This window comes from Shewanella amazonensis SB2B (assembly GCF_000015245.1).
GTDB classification, from domain to species: domain Bacteria; phylum Pseudomonadota; class Gammaproteobacteria; order Enterobacterales; family Shewanellaceae; genus Shewanella; species Shewanella amazonensis.
Genome location: NC_008700.1, coordinates 452,895 through 473,119 on the forward strand (window position 1 = coordinate 452,895; position 20,225 = coordinate 473,119).

Here is a 20,225-nt window from a genome sequence, read left to right on the forward strand (position 1 = left end):
GGGTGATATGGATCACTGTATGGACTTTAAAACCGTGATTTGATAAAGTGCGCTCACTCGCATAAATTGGTAAGACCAATTTACAATGGAGCTGAGGGCCCACATGGCATATAGCAAAATAAACCAGCCGAAGATCTCCGATGTGATCATGCAGCAACTCGAGCGCATGATCCTTGAAGGCAGTCTCAAGCCCGGCCAAAAACTGCCCCCTGAGCGGGAGTTGGCCATTCAATTTGAAGTTTCCCGTCCTTCCCTGCGCGAAGCCATCCAGAAACTGGAGGCCAAAGGCCTGCTGATGCGTCGCCAGGGCGGTGGTACCTACGTGAAAGAGCAGCTGTGGCAAAGCATGGCCGACCCTATCGTAGAGCTCATGCAGAGCGACACCGAGAGCCAGTACGACCTGCTTGAATTCCGTCATGCCACCGAAGGCATGATGGCGTACTTTGCCGCGCTGCGCGGTACAGATGCCGACATGAATAACATCCAAAAAATGATTTTGGAAGTGGAAGAGGCCCAAACTATCGAAAGTAAGGCCGATGCCATCGTGCGTTTTTATCGCGCCGTGGCCGAAGCCTCCCACAATGTGGCCATGTTACATCTGGTTTTAAGTTTAACTCCGGTGCTGCACAAGAATGTGGCACAAAACCTGGAGCTTCTGAGCCGCCGCGAAGATGCCTCCAGAATGGCGAACGAACACCGCCGGGCACTGCTCGCCGCTATAGTTCGCCGCGATCCCGAAGCGGCCCGCGAAGCCTCGAATGAGCACTTGAGCTACATCGAAGAGGTGATGTTGGCGGTCAGGGAAGAAGATAGCCGGTTGCAGCGCAGCCTGCGCCGATTAAAGAGTGGCGCCTGATGGCCGGGATGGTGTTTACCAGTACCTTGCAAGCCACTTTTCCCATAAATATGTATATATAAGGACAGTCTCATGTCTGAACCTATGCAAATGCTACAAGACTTAGATCCCATCGAAACCCAGGAGTGGCTGGCGGCCCTCGAGTCCGTTGTTCGCGAAGAAGGCGTCGAACGTGCCCAATTCCTGCTGGAGCAAGTGTTGGAGCAGGCCCGTCTTGATGGTGTGGACATGCCAACCGGCATCACCACCAACTATGTGAACACCATCCCCTTGACTCAGGAACCGGCTTACCCTGGTGATATCACCATTGAACGCCGCATCCGTTCCATCATTCGCTGGAACGCCATCATGATAGTACTGCGCGCCTCCAAGAAAGATCTGGAGCTGGGTGGTCACATGGCGTCTTTCCAGTCGGCGGCTGCTTTCTACGAAGTGTGTTTCAACCACTTTTTCCGCGCCCCCAACCACAAAGATGGTGGCGACCTGGTTTACTATCAGGGCCACATTGCCCCCGGTATTTATAGCCGTGCTTTCCTCGAAGGTCGTCTGACCGAAGAGCAGCTGGACAACTTCCGTCAGGAAGTGGACGGCAAGGGTATTTCGTCTTACCCACACCCCAAGCTGATGCCTGAATTCTGGCAATTCCCAACCGTATCCATGGGTCTGGGCCCTATCTCTTCTATTTATCAGGCACGCTTCCTCAAGTACCTGAATGGCCGTGGACTGAAAGACACCACCGAGCAGCGCGTGTACGCCTTCCTCGGCGATGGTGAAATGGACGAGCCGGAAAGCCGCGGTGCTATCTCCTTCGCTGCCCGTGAGAAGCTGGACAACCTGTGCTTCCTCATCAACTGTAACCTGCAGCGTCTCGACGGCCCGGTAATGGGTAACGGCAAAATTATCCAGGAACTCGAAGGCCTGTTTAAAGGCGCGGGCTGGAACGTAATCAAGGTAGTGTGGGGCAGTGGCTGGGACAAGCTGCTGGCCAAAGACACCACCGGCAAGCTGCTGCAGCTGATGAACGAAACCGTTGACGGTGACTATCAGACCTTCAAGGCCAAAGATGGTGCCTACGTGCGTGAGCACTTCTTCGGTAAGTACCCAGAGACGGCTGCTCTGGTTGCCGACATGACCGACGAAGAAATCTTCGCCCTAAAGCGCGGTGGCCATGAGCCTTCCAAGCTGTACGCGGCATTCAAAGCTGCCCAGGAGACCAAGGGGCGTCCAACTGTGATCTTGGCCAAGACTGTAAAAGGTTACGGCATGGGCGATGCGGCCGAAGGCAAGAACATCGCGCACCAGGTGAAAAAGATGGACATGTCCCACGTGGCCAAGCTGCGTGACCGTCTGGGTGTGACGGATCTGGTCAGCGACGAAGATCTGGTTAATCTGCCATACATCAAGCTCGAAGAAGGCAGTGTTGAGCACACCTATTTGCACGCCCGTCGTGAAGCCCTGCACGGCTACACGCCCAAGCGTCTGCCTAACTTCACCGGCGAGTTTGTTGCCCCTGAACTGTCTGAGTTCAAGCCGCTGCTGGAAGAGCAGAAGCGTGATATTTCTACCACCATGGGCTTTGTTCGTACCCTGAACATCCTGCTCAAGGACAAGAATATCGGCAAAAACATCGTGCCTATTATCGCCGACGAAGCCCGTACCTTCGGTATGGAAGGTCTGTTCCGTCAGATTGGTATCTATAACCCCTACGGCCAGAACTACATTCCGGAAGACCGCGATATCGTGTCTTACTACAAGGAAGACACTTCAGGCCAGGTACTGCAAGAAGGTATCAACGAGCTGGGCGCCATGTCTTCATGGGTTGCCGCTGCCACCTCGTACAGCACCAACAACCTGCCAATGATCCCGTTCTACATCTACTACTCCATGTTCGGCTTCCAGCGTGTGGGCGATATGGCGTGGATGGCAGGCGACCAGCAGGCGCGCGGCTTCCTTTTGGGTGCCACTGCCGGTCGTACCACCTTGAACGGTGAAGGTCTGCAGCACGAAGACGGTCACAGCCACATCCTGGCCGGTACCGTACCTAACTGTATTTCTTACGATCCGACCTTTGCTTACGAAACTGCCGTGATCATTCAGGACGGTATCCGCCGCATGTATGGCGAGCAGGAGAACGTGTTCTACTACCTGACCCTGATGAACGAAAACTACGCCATGCCAGCCATGCCAGAAGGTGCCGAGGAAGGTATCCGCAAGGGTATCTACAAACTCGAAAGCCATACAGGTGGCAAGGGCAGTGCCTACAGCCCAGCGAAGCCATCAAAAGTGCAGTTGATGAGCTCAGGCACCATCATGAATGAAGTACGTAAAGCCGCGGTTATCCTGGCTGAAGAATACGGCATAGGTTCAGATGTGTTCTCCGTGACTTCGTTCAACGAGCTGGCCCGTAACGGTCAGGACTGCGAGCGTTTCAATATGCTGCATCCTGAAGCTGACGCCCGCGTACCTTACATCACCTCAGTACTGGGCAGCGAGCCTGCCATTGCCGCGACCGACTACATGAAGAACTACGCCGAACAGGTTCGTGCCTTCATGCCAAGCGTGTCCTACAAGGTGCTGGGTACCGACGGTTTCGGTCGCTCTGACAGCCGCGCCAACCTGCGTCGTCACTTCGAAGTGAACGCCGGTTACGTGGTGGTTGCAGCCCTGAACGAGCTGGCCAAGCGCGGTGACATCGAGAAATCTGTGGTGGTTGCTGCCATCAAGAAGTTCGATATCGACACCGAGAAGATGAACCCACTTTACGCGTAAGAGACGAGACAATGGCAATCGAAATTCATGTACCCGATATCGGCACTGATGAAGTCGAAGTGACCGAGATCCTGGTCAAGGTGGGTGATTCCATCACTGAGGATCAGTCGCTGATCACCGTGGAAGGCGACAAGTCTTCCATGGAAGTACCGGCTCCCAAGGCTGGTGTGGTCAAGGAAATCAAAATTGCGGTGGGCGACAAGGTCGCCACCGGCTCACTGATCATGATGTTTGAAGGTGAGCAAGCAGCTGCTGCTCCGGCGGCCCAGGCCGCTGCGCCAGTGCCGGTTGCTGCAGCCCCAGCTGCTACAGCGGTAGCCGCGCTGAAAGACGTATTCGTGCCTGACATCGGCGGTGACGAAGTTGAAGTCACTGAAATTCTGGTGAAAGTAGGCGACAGCATCACTGATGAGCAGCCACTGATCACAGTAGAAGGCGACAAGGCTTCTATGGAAGTGCCTGCGCCGTTCGCCGGTGTGCTCAAAGAAATCAAGGTCGCCACCGGTGATAAGGTAGCCACTGGCTCCCTTATCATGGTGTTCGAGACTCAGGCTGCATCCGCTGCTCCTGTGGCCGCAGCTGCTCCTGTGGCCGCAGCTGCTGCGCCAGCGCCGGTTGCCGCCGCGCCAGTTGCCGGCGGTGACAAAGACATTCACGTGCCGGACATCGGCGGCGATGAAGTGGAAGTGACCGAAGTGCTGGTGAAGGTAGGCGACACAGTTGCCGCCGACCAGTCGCTGCTGACAGTGGAAGGCGACAAAGCCTCTATGGAAGTACCTGCGCCGGTTGCCGGTGTGGTTAAGGCCATCAAGGTGGCTGCCGGTGACAAGGTGTCTACCGGTTCACTGATCATGGTGTTCGAAGTACAAGGTGCTGCTCCTGCTGCCGCGCCAGCTGCACCTGTGGCTCCGGCCGCTCCTCAAGCTGCGGCTCCGGCTGCCAATGCCCAGGCCCAGGCTCCGTCTCAGGGGCAAAGTAAGACTGGTGAGTTCGTGGAAAACCACGAGTACGCCCACGCGTCACCGGTTATCCGTCGTCTGGCCCGTGAGTTTGGCGTTAACCTTGCCAAGGTCAAGGGTACAGGTCGTAAGGGCCGAGTGGTACGTGAAGACGTGCAGTCTTACATCAAAGAAGCACTCAAGCGCCTCGAGTCAGGCTCTGCTACCGCCGCCGCGGGCGCTGCCTCCGGCGCTGGCCTGAACCTGCTGCCATGGCCGAAGGTTGACTTCAGCAAATTTGGTGAAGTTGAGACTCAGCCGTTGTCACGCATCAAGAAGATCAGTGGTGCCAACCTGCACCGTAACTGGGTGATGATCCCCCATGTGACTCAGTTTGATGAGGCCGACATCACCGAGCTTGAGGACTTCCGCAAGGCGCAAAACGCCGAAGAAGCCAAGCGCGATACCGGTATGAAGATCACCCCGCTGGTGTTCATCATGAAGGCGGTGGCCAAGTCGCTGGAAGCCTTCCCATCATTCAACGCGTCTCTGTCTGAAGATGGCGAGAGCCTTATTCTGAAGAAGTACATCAACATCGGCATTGCGGTGGATACCCCCAATGGTCTGGTGGTGCCTGTGGTACGTGATGTGAACAAGAAAGGCATCTATGAGCTGTCCCGCGAGCTGGCTGACATCTCCAAGAAGGCCCGCGCCGGTAAGCTTACTGCCTCTGACATGCAGGGCGGCTGCTTTACCATCTCCAGCCTCGGTGGCCTCGGTGGTACCTCGTTCACCCCAATCGTGAATGCCCCTGAAGTGGGTATTCTGGGTGTGTCCAAGTCTGAGCTCAAGCCCAAGTGGAACGGCAAGGAATTTGTGCCTCGCCTGATGTTGCCACTGTCGCTGTCGTACGACCACCGGGTGATCGACGGCGCCGAAGGTGCCAAGTTCACCACGTATCTGAGCGGTGTACTGTCAGACATACGCAAACTCGTTCTGTAACCGTAAAGGCTGTCCTGAATAGGACGGCCTTTTTATTGTGATCCGTGTCGAACGCGGGTTAAAATGCGGCCACCTTACAAGCGGGCCGATAGTTGGTTTAAAAAGTCGCCTCCCTCAAATGCTTGAGCAACTTTTTAAACGACGGAATGAAGAAAAATTCAGAGGAAAACATGAGTAATCAAATCAAAACTCAGGTAGTAGTGTTGGGCGCGGGCCCTGCGGGTTATTCCGCCGCTTTCCGTGCTGCCGACCTTGGTCTGGAAACCGTAATCATCGAGCGCTTCAGCACCCTGGGTGGCGTGTGTCTGAACGTGGGTTGTATCCCATCAAAGGCCCTGCTGCACATTGCCAAAGTGATTGAAGAAGCCAAAACTGCTGCCGAGCACGGCGTAGTATTCGGCGAGCCAAGCATCGATATCGACAAGCTGCGCGGCTACAAAGAGAAAGTGATCGGCCAACTGACCGGTGGTCTGGGTGGCATGGCCAAGATGCGTAAAGTGCAGGTGGTGAACGGTCTGGGTAAATTCACCGGCCCTAACAGCATCGAAGTAACAGGTGCCGATGGCGCCGCTACCGTAATCAACTTCGACAACGCCATCATTGCTGCCGGTTCACGTCCAATCCAGCTGCCATTCATTCCTCATGAAGACCCACGTATTTGGGACTCTACCGATGCGCTGGAACTGAAAGAAGTACCCAAGAAGCTGCTGGTGATGGGCGGTGGTATTATCGGTCTGGAAATGGGCACTGTTTACCATGCGCTGGGCAGTGACATCGACGTGGTTGAAATGTTCGACCAGGTTATCCCAGCCGCAGACAAAGACGTGGTGAAGGTTTACACCCGTAAGATCAGCAAGAAATTCAACCTGATGCTCGAAACCAAAGTCACCGCGGTTGAAGCCAAAGAAGACGGTATCTACGTCTCTATGGAAGGCAAGAAGGCCCCAACTGAGCCTGTGCGTTACGACGCCGTGCTGGTGGCCATCGGCCGTACTCCTAACGGCAAGCTGATCGATGCCGACAAGGCGGGCATCAATGTTGATGAGCGTGGCTTTATCAAGGTAGACAAGCAGCTGCGCACCAACGTGCCACACATCTTCGCCGTGGGCGACATCGTGGGTCAGCCAATGCTGGCGCACAAAGGTGTGCATGAAGGCCACGTTGCTGCCGAGGTGATCTCTGGCCTGAAGCACTTCTTCGATCCTAAGGTGATCCCATCTATCGCTTACACCGACCCTGAAGTGGCCTGGGTAGGTCTGACCGAGAAAGAAGCCAAAGAGAAAGGCATCGCTTACGAAACTGCGACCTTCCCATGGGCTGCTTCCGGCCGCGCCATCGCCTCTGATGCCAGCGACGGTATGACCAAGCTGATTTTCGACAAAGAAACTCACCGCGTCATTGGTGGTGCCATCGTGGGTGTGAACGGCGGCGAACTGCTGGGCGAAATCGGTCTGGCAATCGAAATGGGCTGTGATGCTGAAGATATCGCGCTGACCATCCACGCTCACCCAACTCTGCACGAGTCTGTGGGTCTGGCGGCTGAGGTTTACGAAGGTTCTATCACTGACCTGCCAAACCCAAAGGCGAAAAAGAAAAAGTAATTTTCTGAAAAGCCAAAAAAAGACGCCCAAGGGGCGTCTTTTTTTATGGCTCTATTTGTGAATGGTGTAAAATTTGTGTAATTATCTCGTGGTGTTAGGCAGTTAGTTTCTGCCTGTGCTTGGTGTTCGGGTCGTGCTGCGATAACAACTATGATAAAAAAAGTTGCTCAATCTCTGCTGCTGATATTCGCACTTCTGCTGCCTTGGCTGCACGTCAGTTATGGCGGTGAATTTGTGCAGCGGATTTTTGCCAGTCGCGACGGCCTCTCCAATGGCATGATTAACGCTATCGCCTTTGATTCTTACGGGTTTGTCTGGGTCGCCACCGAAGATGGCCTGTTTCGGATCAGTAAAACCGTGGCGCGCAGGGTAGACACCCAGCAAGGTGAAAACCGCCTTAATGATTCATACATAATGGATGTGGTGGCACTGGGGCAGGAGTATCTGCTTGTCAGCGTATCTGACTCGCTTTATCGCTACCATATTCCCTCAGATACCTTCGAAGAAATCGGCAGTGAGTCTCTATTTCCCGAATACGAGGGTGGCGGGATTATTGATCGCACCGTCGTCGACCAACACTCCTTGATGTTGCTCAACAGCAAAGGGCAAATCCTGAAGCTGGACCACCACAGCTGGCAATTGGAGAAGGTTATTCAACTGCAGCAGGACCCCGATTTACTCTGGGACAAACTGCTCTATCTTCCCTCTGGGCAACTCATCATTGGTAAGAGCGACCATCTTGAAATTCGTTCTGCTCAGGGTGAAAAGCTGGTTGATTTACCCTGGGTTGAGGCATCGGGTCAGGCCAAACGTCTCTTCCGCGACAGGGCCGGGAGGGTGTGGCTGACGGCAAGCGAAGGCCTGTTTGAAGTGCTGCCCGACACACAGCAGATTTTGCCTGTGCCCCAAGTGCCCTTTTATGTCACTGCCATTAACGAAGATGGCAAGGGTAACCTGTGGATGGCGAGTAGCTCCGGGGCGCTGAAGTGGTCTCCGGTCGATCAGACTTTAGAAAAGTTCGACAGCGATCTGCGTCAGTTTGCCAATATTGACTCCGTACAGGATGTCGCCATTGATAATCAGGGCTTAATTTGGTTGGGCGGCGCCGGTGAGGGGCTGGTACTTGCGGCGGATAAGCCCAGCTTCCTGAGGGGTACCTTTACTGATCAGCCACCCTATTCACTGGGAAACCAGATGATTTGGTCCATTTTCACCGAGGGCGATCGCTATTGGTTAGGTACTGATGCAGGCGTTGTCAGTGTCCAGGATGGGGTAGCTGGTTCGGTGCTAAGCACACCGGAAGAGTTTGAGCCCAACGACACCGTCTACGCTATTACCTCACTGAGTAGTGAATACCTGCTGCTTGCCACCACCAATGGCCTGTTTTTGCAGCATAAAACCACGAATCTGACTAAGCGGTTCCATGAGTGGAGCAGCGGCAGCGATTCACTTAAGCGCAAGTGGATATATCAAGTTTACAAGGATCCCGGGATCCCGGGGCGACTGTGGTTCCTAACTTCCACCGGCTTGTTCTATTGGGAGCCAGGCCTGTTTGACCCCCAGGAATATGCCATTGTGAGCCGCAGTGGTGAACGCCACCAACCCGCGATTTACAGCATGCTGAGGGGGGCGGATGGCAAGCTGTGGCTGGGTGGCCCCGATGAATTCGGTTATCTGGATGCTGATGGTTACTTCATCGATAAGCGTGAGCTGTTCAGCGGGAAGCGGGGAGATTTGCTTGTAGGGCATATCCTGGAAATCGCACCCGGTAAGCTGTGGTTGGGGACATCCTTGTTTGGGGTGGTGGAATACCAGGTCAACACGGATACCCTGACGTCATTGCAGGACAGGTGGAAACTCAGTTGCTACACCACCTATGGTCTGATCGATACACCGGATTATCGTGTGATTCTTTGTCCTCGCTCCTTGGTGCGAGAGCACAAAGGGACGTCCGAAGTACAGGTGTTTACCGTTGAAGATGGCGTGGTCAATAACGAGTTTAACGACGGCGCCTATGCCTACCGTGAGGATAAGGGACTGTTTCTGGGCAGCCCCAACGGGGTGCGTTTGCTGGACGTTAATGGCCTGAAAAATCGCATCACTGACGAACGGGTATTTCTGGAGTCGGTGACGGTTTTTTATGATAGCCACACCGAAAAATCCCTGGTGCCGAGCGACTTGACCATGGTTGAACCCGGCGCCCGGATGATTAGTTTGCAGCTGACCAGTAACGACTTTTTGGATGATTCACCCATTAGGCTTAAATACCGCCTTGGCAAGCAGGGGCAGTTGGTGGAACCCAAGTACCTGCTGCTGGATGGCCAGCCTCAGCTCAACCTCTCGGGGTTGGATGCCGGTAAGCTGGAACTTGAGATCCTGAGCCTTCGCAATCAAATCTGGAATGACACGCCCTATATCCACCGTCTGCATGTGCAGCAATATTGGTGGGAGACGGCGCTGTTTAAATGGTCGCTGATAGTGATCCTGATGTTGTTAACCCTGGCCATCATTCTGATACGACATCGACAGGTAGAACGTTTTCGTCATATGAACACGGCGCTGCTTGAGAGTGAAGACAGGCTGCGCCAGTCGCTGCGCGGCAGTGATTCGGATCTCTGGATGTGGACCCGCAAAGATAACGCCTTTTATATGGATAACCGCAATGGCGTGTTATCGGTAGAGCAGCAAGTCTTAAAGGTCAATTTTGAAGAGTTTCCAATCCACCCGGACGACAGAGACAGGGTGGTGTCCCACTGGCTGGCGGTGATCAATGGTGAGATTGAGCGTTTCGAAGCTGAATACAGATTCCAGCGACGCACTGGCACCTGGGGATGGCTCAGGGTGCGGGGACGCCCCAGTCAACTGAACAAAGAGACGGGTGAAGTTGAAAAAATCAGTGGTATCTACAGTGATATCACCCAGCACAAGTTGCTGCAGAACGAAGTCGACCTCTTGGCACAGGCGTTTGAAAACACGTCTGAAGGTGTGCTTATTCTCGACGCCGATGAGCAAATCAAGGTCGCCAACCGGGCAGCTCAATCCATTTTGGGCGCTGGCATGGCAGAACTTGCCGGCCGCAAATTTATTGCACTGCTTACTGAACACGGCACTAATCGCAGTGAGATAGCGACCCTGCTGGCCAATGGCATGAGTTGGACCGGCGAACGTGAGCTGCGGATCGGGTCCGGGCAGGTGTGCCCGGTGTGGCTTAACGTTTCAGTGATGTTGGGGCTGCAGGGCAAGGTACAGCACTATGTGGTGGTGTTTTCGGATATTACTGAACGTAAGCGCAGCGAAGCCGACTTACGCCGTCTTGCCAACTACGATGTGCTGACCGGTTTGCCCAATCGCTCCCTGTTTGCCGCCAGATTGAATCAGGCCATTCACAAGGCGACCCAGAATGAAGAAAAGCTGGCCTTGATGTTCCTGGATTTGGACAGATTCAAGCACGTTAACGATTCTTTTGGTCATGGCATGGGTGACGCGCTTTTGGTGGAAGCGGCGGCGAGGCTGCAATCTTGCATCGACCCTGAATACACCCTGTGCCGTTTTGGTGGCGATGAGTTTGTGGTTTTAATTCACGGTGCTGAGGTCGATACCCTGAATCATCTCGCCAATACCATTCTTGGCCAAATCGAAACGCCATTTAAACTCTTTGGCCGCGAGTTCTACATCTCCACTAGTATTGGGATTTCAATCTGGCCGGATGATGCCCGCCAGCCCGAGGCCTTGATCAAAAATGCTGATTTGGCCATGTATCATGCCAAAGAAGAAGGGCGCGGTAACTTCCAGTATTACTCTCAGGAGCGTAATGCCGAGGCGCTTTATCACCTGCGTTTGGAGGCTGATTTACGTAAGGCGCTGGAGCGGCAGGAGTTTTGCCTGCATTACCAGCCGCAAGTCGATGTGAATGATGACAATCAGGTCATAGGGATGGAAGCCTTATTGCGTTGGCAACATCCCAAAGATGGCTACATCCGAACCGACATTTTCATCAAGGTGGCCGAAGCCTGTGGCCTGGTCATCGACATCGACAAGTGGGTGTTGCGTCAGGCTTGTTTGGATGGCGCCCGCTGGAGCCGTAAACTTAAACGCCCCTTTAAAATCTCGGTCAACATCTCTGCCGTGCATTTCCGTCAGCCCGATTTTATCGACCATTTGCGCCGCACCCTCGAAGAGACATGTATTCCGGTAGAAAACCTGGCGCTGGAAATTACCGAAGGCGTGTTGATGAAAGAGCTGCATATTGCCCGCGATCACTTGCGCCTGCTTCGGGAAATGGGAGTGCAGGTTGCCATTGATGACTTTGGTACCGGCTATTCGTCGCTGGCTTATCTGCGCCACTTCGACGTGAATCTGCTCAAGATTGATCGCTCCTTTCTGATAGATATCGCCGACAATCAGGCGGATCAGGCGATAGTCTCCAGTATTATCGAGCTGGCCCGCAACCTGAAACTCAAGGTGGTGGCAGAAGGCGTTGAAACCCGTGAACAGCTCAATCAGGTGTTGTCCCGGGGTTGTCATGTGATTCAGGGCTACTACTTTGCCAAGCCTATGGCCCGTGACGATATGGATGCCTATTTGATGCTGGATGGACCGGCATCGGCTTCCCCCGATCAGGTCTGACGTGTTCGTTACTGTTCAGTAATTGCTCATGTTTTTAACTTAATTACGTCATGTCTGTTAGAATGGCGGCCACTGAAACCCTTTCACTTAGCTCCCGGGTCACATGAAGAAACTTCTGTCACTGCTGCTGTTATTTCCTCTCTCTCTTGCCCAGGCGGCAGACCGTCCCAAGGTGGGCCTGGTCCTCAGTGGTGGTGGAGCCAAAGGCGCTGCGCATGTAGGTGTGCTCAAGGTGCTGGAAGAGCAAAACATTCCGGTTGATTACGTCGCCGGTACCAGCATCGGGGCTTATGTGGCCGGTATGTATGCCCTCGGTTACAGCGCCAGCGAAATTGAAGCCATCATGATGAATGTGGATTGGAACAGGGGTTATTCGGATACCATCCCCCGGGAGGCACTTAGCTATCGCGACAAGCAGCTCAGGGACAAGTACAACATACCGCTGAATATCGGCTACGCAGATGCAGAAGTGAAAGCCCCCAGCGGCGTACTCCGGGGCCAGACCATGTCGCTATTACTGCGTGAGTCAACCGATGTGGTCCGTGAATTTACCAGTTTCGATGAACTCGCTATTCCCTACCGTGCCGTTGCCACCGATTTGGCCACCAGTCAGCCGGTTATCTTATCCGGCGGCAGTGTCATCAAGGCGATGCAGGCATCGGCCACCGTGCCCGGTGCATTGCAGCCCATGTTGATTGATGGACGCTTGCTGGTGGATGGCGGTATCGCCAATAACATGCCGGTGGATGTGGTCAAAGCCATGGGCGCCGATGTCGTCATAGCAGTGGACATAGGCTCGCCACTGGTGGGCAATGAGGAGCTCGATAGCACAATCGCGGTGCTGAACCAGTTGTCTACCATGTTGACTGCAGCCAGCACCGAGGCGCAGAAGAAATTGCTGACCGAGAAAGATGTGCTTATCCGTCCGGCCATCGATGCCCTCAGTACCACAGATTTCAGCATCATGAGTACCGCATTGTCTTTGGGGGAAGAGGCGGCAAGGGGGCAGCTCGCGCAGCTTCAGGGCCTGGGCATTGAGGCGCAGCAATACGCAGATTATCAGCAGAGCAAGCGGGGCAGGTCCAAGGTGTGGCTGGATGACATGCAGCGTCCTGTAGTCGACATTGTCTATGACAATCACTCCAGAGTCAGCGAAAGCCTGCTGGAAGATACGCTGGGCATCAAGCCCGGACAGGTTGTGAAACGCGAAGATCTGGAAGCGGGAGTGAATCAGCTATACGCCCTGAACCGATTCGAGCGGGTGGATGCCGAATTTACTGACACGCCAGAAGGACGGGTACTGACAGTCTCCACCAAGGCCAAGTCATGGGGCCCCAACTATTTTGATTTGGGCTTTAACTGGGAAGACGACTTTACCGCCGACTCCGCTGTGACCCTGGATACTGCCTACACCATGACCAATCTCAATGAGAATGGGGGAGAGTGGCGCAACGAGCTGAAACTTGGTTACGAAAAGTTGCTGGGTACCGAGTTTTACCAGCCACTGGACCGCGATCAGGAATTCTATGGCCGTGCCCGCTATCAGTATGAAATTACCGCATGGGAACTCTTCGACGCCAATAACAAGGTGTTTGAATTCGATAAAGACTCTCACCGAATCGACATGGGGCTGGGGCTTAATTTTGCCCAGCTGGGCCAGCTTGAGCTGGGTGTCACAGGTGAAAAGGGCAAAATTTCCAACGAGGCACTGCTAACAGAGGACTTAACGTTTTCATCCTATGGCGGTTATTTCCAGATTGGTTACGACAGCCTCAACAGCATCAGCTTCCCCACGTCCGGCAACAGGGTCACGCTGCGCGTCACTGTGCGCAAGGAAGACTATGACATAGACGACTATGAGCTGGAATCCAGTACTCAGGTTCAGGCCGATTGGAAAGGGGCTTTGGGCGTTGGTAACCATGCCTTTGTGGGCAAGGTGTCACTGGAATCCTCGGACAACGACGGCGAGTCCTATGTGCACCTTGCCGAACTCGGCGGGTTTTTGAACCTGTCGGGCTATCGAAAAGACTCCCTGGTGGGAGCCCACAAGGTCTTTGGTGCCTTTGTGTATCAATACGACCTGGGGCGTGATGCCCTCGGCATGACGGACTACCCCCTCTATCTGGGTGCCAGTCTTGAGGCCGGTAACGTCTGGTGGGAGATGGACGAAGTCTCTCTGCAGGACTTGATATATGCCGGCAGCCTTTACATAGGTACGGATACCGATCTTGGCCCCGCAGCCCTGGGTATTGGTCTTACCGATGATGGCCAGCGCTCCTTCTACCTGTTTGTTGGAAAGAATTTTTAGCAACTCACAGAAATTTACAAAAACCCGCTTCGAAAGGCCTGACATCTCCTGTTAGGCTGTGCGGGACCTTTCCGCCCGCAGCTTGGGCACATAACAGAAAAATATCGGGGATGAATATGACCAAGTTATCTACTCTGGCGCTGGGTGTTGCCCTGGGGCTGGGTTTGGCTGGCTGTGCCGACAATAACAAAGCACCTGAAGCTGCCGTCACCAAGGCCGTAGCCGTTTCAGGAATCGAGAAGCAAAACTTCGACGCCAATGTGCGCCATCAGGACGATTTCTACTACAGCGTGAACGGCACCTGGTTGAAAGAAACGCCTATTCCGGCCGACAAATCCAACTACGGCGCCTTCTCAGTGCTGTACGACGAGAGCCAAAAAGCGCTCAAGCAGATCGTGGAAGACGCTGCCGCCAAGCAGAACAAGGCTGCAGGTTCAAACGAGCAGAAAATTGGTGACTTCTATGCCAGCTATATGAACACCGATAAGTTGGAGCAATTGGGCGGCACACCAATTAAGGCGAGTCTGGATGCCATAGTCGCTGCAGGCGATCACAAGGCGCTGGCGGGACTGATGGGCAAACTGCTTACCAACGGCAGCTCTATTCCCTTCGGTTTTTGGGTTAACAACGATGCAAAAAATTCTACCCAATATGCCGTGTACATGAGTCAGGGCGGCCTCACTCTGCCAGACCGTGACTACTACCTGAAAGACGATGCCAAGTATGTGGCCAACCGTGAAGCCCTGGCCAAGTACGTAACCGAGGTGCTGACCGCTGCCGGTTACGCCAATGCCGAACGTGCCGCCAAGAGCGTTGCCGACATCGAGCTCTTTATTGCGCAAAACCAGTGGAGCCGTGTTGAATCCCGTGATGCCAACAAGGCCTATAACAAGCTGAGCCGTCAGGAACTGGCTGGCCTGTTTGGTGAGTTTGACTTTGAAGCCTTCGCCGCCAATGCGGGTTTGGGTGACAAGGTCGCCGACGTCATTGTACGTCAGCCTTCTTATTTTGAAGCGCTGGGCAAGGGCTACAGCAGTTTCCCCGTTGAAGCCTGGCAGGATTACCTGGCCTTCCACCTCACCGATGGGGCCGCTGAGCTGCTGAGCGACAACTTTGTGCAGCTGCACTTTAATTTCCACGCCAAGACCCTGGCGGGTGTAGAAGAGCAGGCACCACGTTGGAAGCGTGCCGTGGATGCGGCCGATCAGGTGATTGGTGAGCTGGTGGGTGCCGAATATGTGAAAGCCCACTTCAAGCCAGAAGCCAAGGCGCGCATGGAGCAGCTTATCCATAATCTGATCAAAGGCTTTGAAGTGAGCATTAACGATCTGGAATGGATGACACCAGACACCAAGATTGCCGCTCAGGAAAAGCTGTCCAAGTTCACTTACAAGATTGGCTACCCCGACAAGTGGAAGGATTACAGCGGACTGGAGATCAAGGCAGACGACTTGGTGGGCAACTATGTACGCTACGCCAACTTCGAATATGCCGACATGCTGGCTAAGCTGGGTCAGCCAATCGATCGCAGCGAATGGCACATGACGCCACAAACCGTGAATGCCTACTACAACCCTGTGATGAACGAGATTGTGTTCCCTGCGGCAATTCTGCAGCCACCTTTCTTCAACATGGCAGCCGATGATGCGGTGAACTACGGTGGTATCGGTGCCGTCATCGGCCATGAAATCAGCCACGGTTTTGACGATCAGGGCTCCAAGTACGATGGCGATGGCAACCTGCGCAACTGGTGGTCTGACAAAGACCGCGAAGAATTCCAGAAGCGTGGCAAGCAGCTGTCTGAGCAGTATGGTAAGTATGAGGCTTTGCCTGGCAAGTTTGTGAATGGCGACCTGACCCTGGGCGAAAACATTGGTGACCTCGGTGGTCTGACTGTGGCCCTGCGCGCCTATCAGATGAGCCTGAACGGCAAACCTGCGCCGGTTATCGACGGTCTGACCGGCGAACAGCGCTTCTTTATGGGCTGGTCTCAGGTATGGCGTCGTAACTACCGCGACGAAGAGCTGGGCCGTCGTCTGCTGACCGACAACCACTCACCAAGCCACTTCCGCGCCATGGGCACACCCCGTAACATCCCCGGCTTCTACGAGGCCTTCGGTGTGACCGAAAACGACAAGATGTACCTGCCTGAAGAGGCGCGGGTGAAGATCTGGTAACGGATTTTCCCCATGAAAAAGCCGGGTCGCTGTTTAAGGCGCCCCGGCTTTTTTATTGTCTTTTTACAGAATGTTAGCCCTGATTTGCCAGCAGCTTGGGCAGCGCGGTTAAATCCTCCGCTTTCACATGGGCCACGGCCCAGCGGGTTTGTTCTCGCTCATGGGCGGGGGGAATGGCCAGGGTCTGCATGGTCGCGGCGCGGGCGGCAATCAGGCCATTGAAAGAATCTTCCACCGCCAGACAGTGGCGTGCGGGTACGCCAAGGGCATCGGCGCACTTGAGGTACACTTCAGGGTGGGGTTTGCCAAACGCGAGGTGCTCGGCCGACTCCATGGCATCGAAATAGTCGCGGATATTCAGGGTATCCAGCACTGCATCGATAATGGCCCAGCTCGACGAGGTGGCGAGGCCAATCTTAAGACCCTTCTGCCTGCAGTAATCCAGCGCCTCTATCACGCCCTTCATTGGCACGCCTTCGCTGAGGATATGGGCCACTACGCCGTCGACAATCTGTTTGGCGACAGCAGCGTTGTCATAGTTATCCCAGGGATAACGGCGATACCAGTAGTCCACCACCATATCGATACGCAGCCCCACGGTGTCGTGAATGTCTTCGGGCTTGATGGGCAGACCGAGTCCAGCGAGTACTTCGTATTCGGCCAGCTGCCACACAGGCTCAGAATCGATAAGTATGCCGTCCATATCAAAAATCACGGCATCAATGCGGTTGGTTAACATGCTGTCTCCTCGGCTGAATGAGCCGATATTGTCGCTCGGGCAAAAAAAATTTTCAGCGCAATTTTGCTTCAACTGAAAAATGGTGTGTTGAATTTTAATGGATGGGTTATTGGTAACGTTTTGTATTGTATGAAATTTGCTCTTGTTTCAAACTATTGTCTAATTTCGTGCGTTTAATCGCTGGGATAAGGTGCCGCTTGCCCACAGAATTTCCGCAGATTTCCCCCGCACAAGAGTGTGAGCTGATTCATACTTTTTCAAAGCTGTAGTATACTGCAGCCCGGAAATCCGGGTCGTCCTGTCGGACTGTAGCCTTCATCCACGAAGACGTGCAGTTTCGTTGAGAGCGCCAAACAAAGAGGAATGTTGCCGTGCTAGAAGCATATCGTAAACACGTCGAAGAACGTGCTGCAGAGGGCGTTGTCCCTAAGCCACTCGATGCCCATCAGGTAGCCGAACTGGTTGAATTAGTAAAGAATCCTCCAGCTGGTGAAGAAGCCTTCATCCTGGACCTGCTTGAAAACCGTATTCCCCCCGGCGTTGACGAAGCCGCCTATGTAAAGGCCGGTTTCCTGGATGCCATTGCCAAGGGCACAGCCACTTCTCCCATCCTGAACGCCGAGCGTGCCGTTGAGCTGCTGGGCACCATGCAGGGTGGCTACAACATCGAGCCGCTGATCCATCAACTGGACAACGACAAGCTGGCCCCTCTGGCCGTTAAAGCCCTGTCACACACCCTGCTGATGTTCGACTCTTTCCACGATGTGGTAGAGAAGATGAATGCCGGCAATGCCCACGCCAAGCAAGTGGTTGAATCCTGGGCCAACGCCGAGTGGTTCCTGAGCCGCCCCAAGCTGGCTGACAAGATTTCTCTGACCGTATTCAAGGTAACCGGTGAAACCAACACCGACGACCTGTCTCCGGCCCCGGATGCCTGGTCTCGTCCAGATATCCCGCTGCACGCCCTGGCGATGCTGAAAAACGCCCGTGACGGCATTGTGCCCGATGAGCCAGGTGTAGTTGGCCCAATCAAGAAAATTGAAGAGCTGAAAACCCAGGGTTTCCCACTGGTTTACGTGGGTGACGTAGTAGGTACAGGTTCTTCCCGTAAGTCTGCCACCAACTCTGTGCTGTGGTTCATGGGTGATGACATCCCATTCGTGCCTAACAAGCGTGCCGGTGGTTTCTGTCTGGGCGGCAAGATTGCCCCTATCTTCTTCAACACCATGGAAGATGCCGGCGCGCTGCCAATCGAGCTGGACGTCAGCAAGATGGAAATGGGCGATGTGATTGATATCTACCCTTACGAGGGCAAGGTACGTCGCCATGGCAGTGATGAAGTGATTTCTGAGTTTGAACTCAAGACCGACGTGCTGCTCGATGAAGTTCGCGCCGGTGGCCGTATTCCGCTAATCATTGGCCGCGGTCTGACCGACAAGGCCCGTGAAGTGCTGGGTCTGGGCGCGTCGAAAGAGTTCGTTCGTCCGCAGGATGTGGCCGACACTGGCAAGGGTTTCACCCTGGCCCAGAAGATGGTGGGTAAAGCCTGTGGCGTGGCCGGTGTTCGCCCCGGTCAATACTGTGAGCCCAAGATGACTTCTGTTGGTTCTCAGGACACCACAGGTCCTATGACCCGTGACGAGCTGAAAGACCTCGCATGTCTTGGCTTCAGCGCCGACCTGACCATGCAGTCATTCTGTCACACCGCCGCTTATCCAAAGCCAGTGGACGTGAACACTCACCACACCCTGCCTGACTTCATCATGAACCGCGGTGGTATTTCACTGCGTCCAGGTGACGGTGTTATCCACTCATGGCTGAACCGCATGCTGCTGCCCGATACCGTAGGTACCGGCGGTGACTCGCACACCCGTTTCCCAATCGGTATCTCCTTCCCGGCCGGTTCCGGTCTGGTAGCCTTCGCTGCTGCCACCGGCGTTATGCCACTGGATATGCCTGAGTCGGTACTGGTGCGCTTCAAGGGTCAGATGCAGCCAGGTATCACCCTGCGTGATCTGGTGCATGCCATCCCGCACAAGGCCATCGAAATGGGCCTGCTGACCGTTGAGAAGAAAGGCAAGAAGAACATCTTCTCTGGCCGCATCCTTGAAATCGAAGGTCTGGAACACCTGAAAGTAGAGCAGGCGTTTGAGCTGTCTGATGCCTCTGCCGAGCGCTCTGCCGCCGGTTGTACCATCAAGCTGGATAAAGATCCTATCATCGAGTATCTGAACTCCAACATCGTCATGCTCAAGTGGATGATCGCTGAAGGCTACGGTGACCGCCGTACCATCGAGCGCCGCATCAAGGGCATGGAAGAATGGCTGAAGAACCCAGAGCTGATGGAAGCCGATAAGGATGCCGAGTACGCTGCGGTTATCGAAATCGACCTGAACAACATCAAAGAGCCAATCCTGTGTGCCCCTAACGATCCGGACGATGCCGTGCTGCTGTCTGCCGTTGCCAACACCAAGATTGACGAAGTGTTCGTCGGTTCCTGTATGACCAACATCGGCCACTTCCGTGCCACCGGTAAGGTACTGGACAAGTTCGCCAAGAGCCTGCCAACCCGTCTGTGGATTGCCCCGCCAACCAAGATGGACAAGGACCAGCTGACCGAAGAAGGCTACTACGGTATCTTCGGCCGTGTCGGTGCCCGTATCGAAATCCCGGGTTGTTCTCTGTGTATGGGTAACCAGGCTCGCGTAGCCGATGGCGCCACTGTGGTGTCTACCTCTACCCGTAACTTCCCGAACCGTCTGGGTACCGGTGCCAACGTCTACCTGGCCTCAGCGGAACTGGCCGCCGTAGCCGCCCTGCTGGGCCGTCTGCCATCGCCAGAGGAGTATCAGGTATACGCCAAGGAAATCGACGCCACTGCCGCCGATACCTACCGCTACCTGAACTTCGATGAGATTGAGTCCTACACCAAGAAAGCCGGTGAAGTGATCTTCCAATCTGCGGTCTAAGTACTGACGCTTTGAGTCAAATGAAAAGCCGGCGCAAGCCGGCTTTTTTGTGCCTTTTCCCGTGTGTGGTATGTTGGCTAAAGTGCAGGGCTGATAGTCGTGGTCATTCTGATTTTCTAGGATGTATTCTTCAACAGAAGTGTTTTGGATGTCCTGATTCTTTTTGGTTTAAAGGCCCAGTAGGCACGTTGGAAGATCTGAGCCGCTACTGCGAACACTTACAGCAGCGACGACAGCAAG

9 protein-coding genes are annotated in these 20,225 nt (G+C 54.4%); 8 read left to right on the forward strand and 1 reads right to left on the reverse strand.

The genetic code is table 11. The features are described from left to right. The first annotated feature begins 103 nt into the window (after positions 1–103). The 7 genes from pdhR to SAMA_RS02065 all read left to right on the forward strand — a co-directional run bounded on the left by pdhR (position 104) and on the right by SAMA_RS02065 (position 16,277). The gene (pdhR, locus tag SAMA_RS02035) at positions 104–856 is read left to right on the forward strand and encodes a pyruvate dehydrogenase complex transcriptional repressor PdhR (protein ID WP_011758495.1); all 753 of its coding nucleotides are present in this window, start codon (positions 104–106) and stop codon (positions 854–856) included. 72 nt (positions 857–928) lie between these two features. After that, positions 929–3,625, forward strand: a complete 2,697-nt coding sequence (aceE, locus tag SAMA_RS02040; protein WP_011758496.1) for a pyruvate dehydrogenase (acetyl-transferring), homodimeric type — start codon at positions 929–931, stop codon at positions 3,623–3,625. An 11-nt stretch (positions 3,626–3,636) separates the two neighbouring features. Further along, entirely contained in the window at positions 3,637–5,565 is a 1,929-nt protein-coding gene (gene aceF, locus SAMA_RS02045; protein ID WP_011758497.1) for a pyruvate dehydrogenase complex dihydrolipoyllysine-residue acetyltransferase, read from the forward strand. 170 nt (positions 5,566–5,735) lie between these two features. Further along, entirely contained in the window at positions 5,736–7,166 is a 1,431-nt protein-coding gene (lpdA, locus tag SAMA_RS02050; protein WP_011758498.1) for a dihydrolipoyl dehydrogenase, read from the forward strand. Between the two features lie 150 nt (positions 7,167–7,316). Further along, positions 7,317–11,792, forward strand: a complete 4,476-nt coding sequence (locus SAMA_RS02055; RefSeq protein ID WP_011758499.1) for an EAL domain-containing protein — start codon at positions 7,317–7,319, stop codon at positions 11,790–11,792. A 103-nt stretch (positions 11,793–11,895) separates the two neighbouring features. Next, complete coding sequence (locus tag SAMA_RS02060) at positions 11,896–14,100, forward strand: patatin-like phospholipase family protein (RefSeq protein WP_011758500.1); 2,205 nt, start codon at positions 11,896–11,898, stop codon at positions 14,098–14,100. A 116-nt stretch (positions 14,101–14,216) separates the two neighbouring features. Next, positions 14,217–16,277 carry a M13 family metallopeptidase gene (locus SAMA_RS02065; RefSeq protein ID WP_011758501.1) on the forward strand — a complete coding sequence of 687 codons (2,061 nt, stop codon included), beginning with the start codon at positions 14,217–14,219 and terminating at the stop codon, positions 16,275–16,277. A gap of 73 nt (positions 16,278–16,350) precedes the next feature. On the opposite strand, the gene hxpB is transcribed toward SAMA_RS02065, so the two are convergent. After that, positions 16,351–17,016: a hexitol phosphatase HxpB gene (gene hxpB / locus SAMA_RS02070; protein WP_011758502.1), complete on the reverse strand. Its 666-nt coding sequence runs from the start codon at positions 17,014–17,016 to the stop codon at positions 16,351–16,353. Between the two features lie 371 nt (positions 17,017–17,387). Between hxpB and acnB the strand changes: the two genes are divergently transcribed. Further along, positions 17,388–19,985 (forward strand): bifunctional aconitate hydratase 2/2-methylisocitrate dehydratase, encoded by a 2,598-nt coding sequence (gene acnB / locus SAMA_RS02075; protein ID WP_011758503.1) that lies wholly within the window; start codon positions 17,388–17,390, stop codon positions 19,983–19,985. The last annotated feature ends 240 nt before the right edge of the window (positions 19,986–20,225 follow it).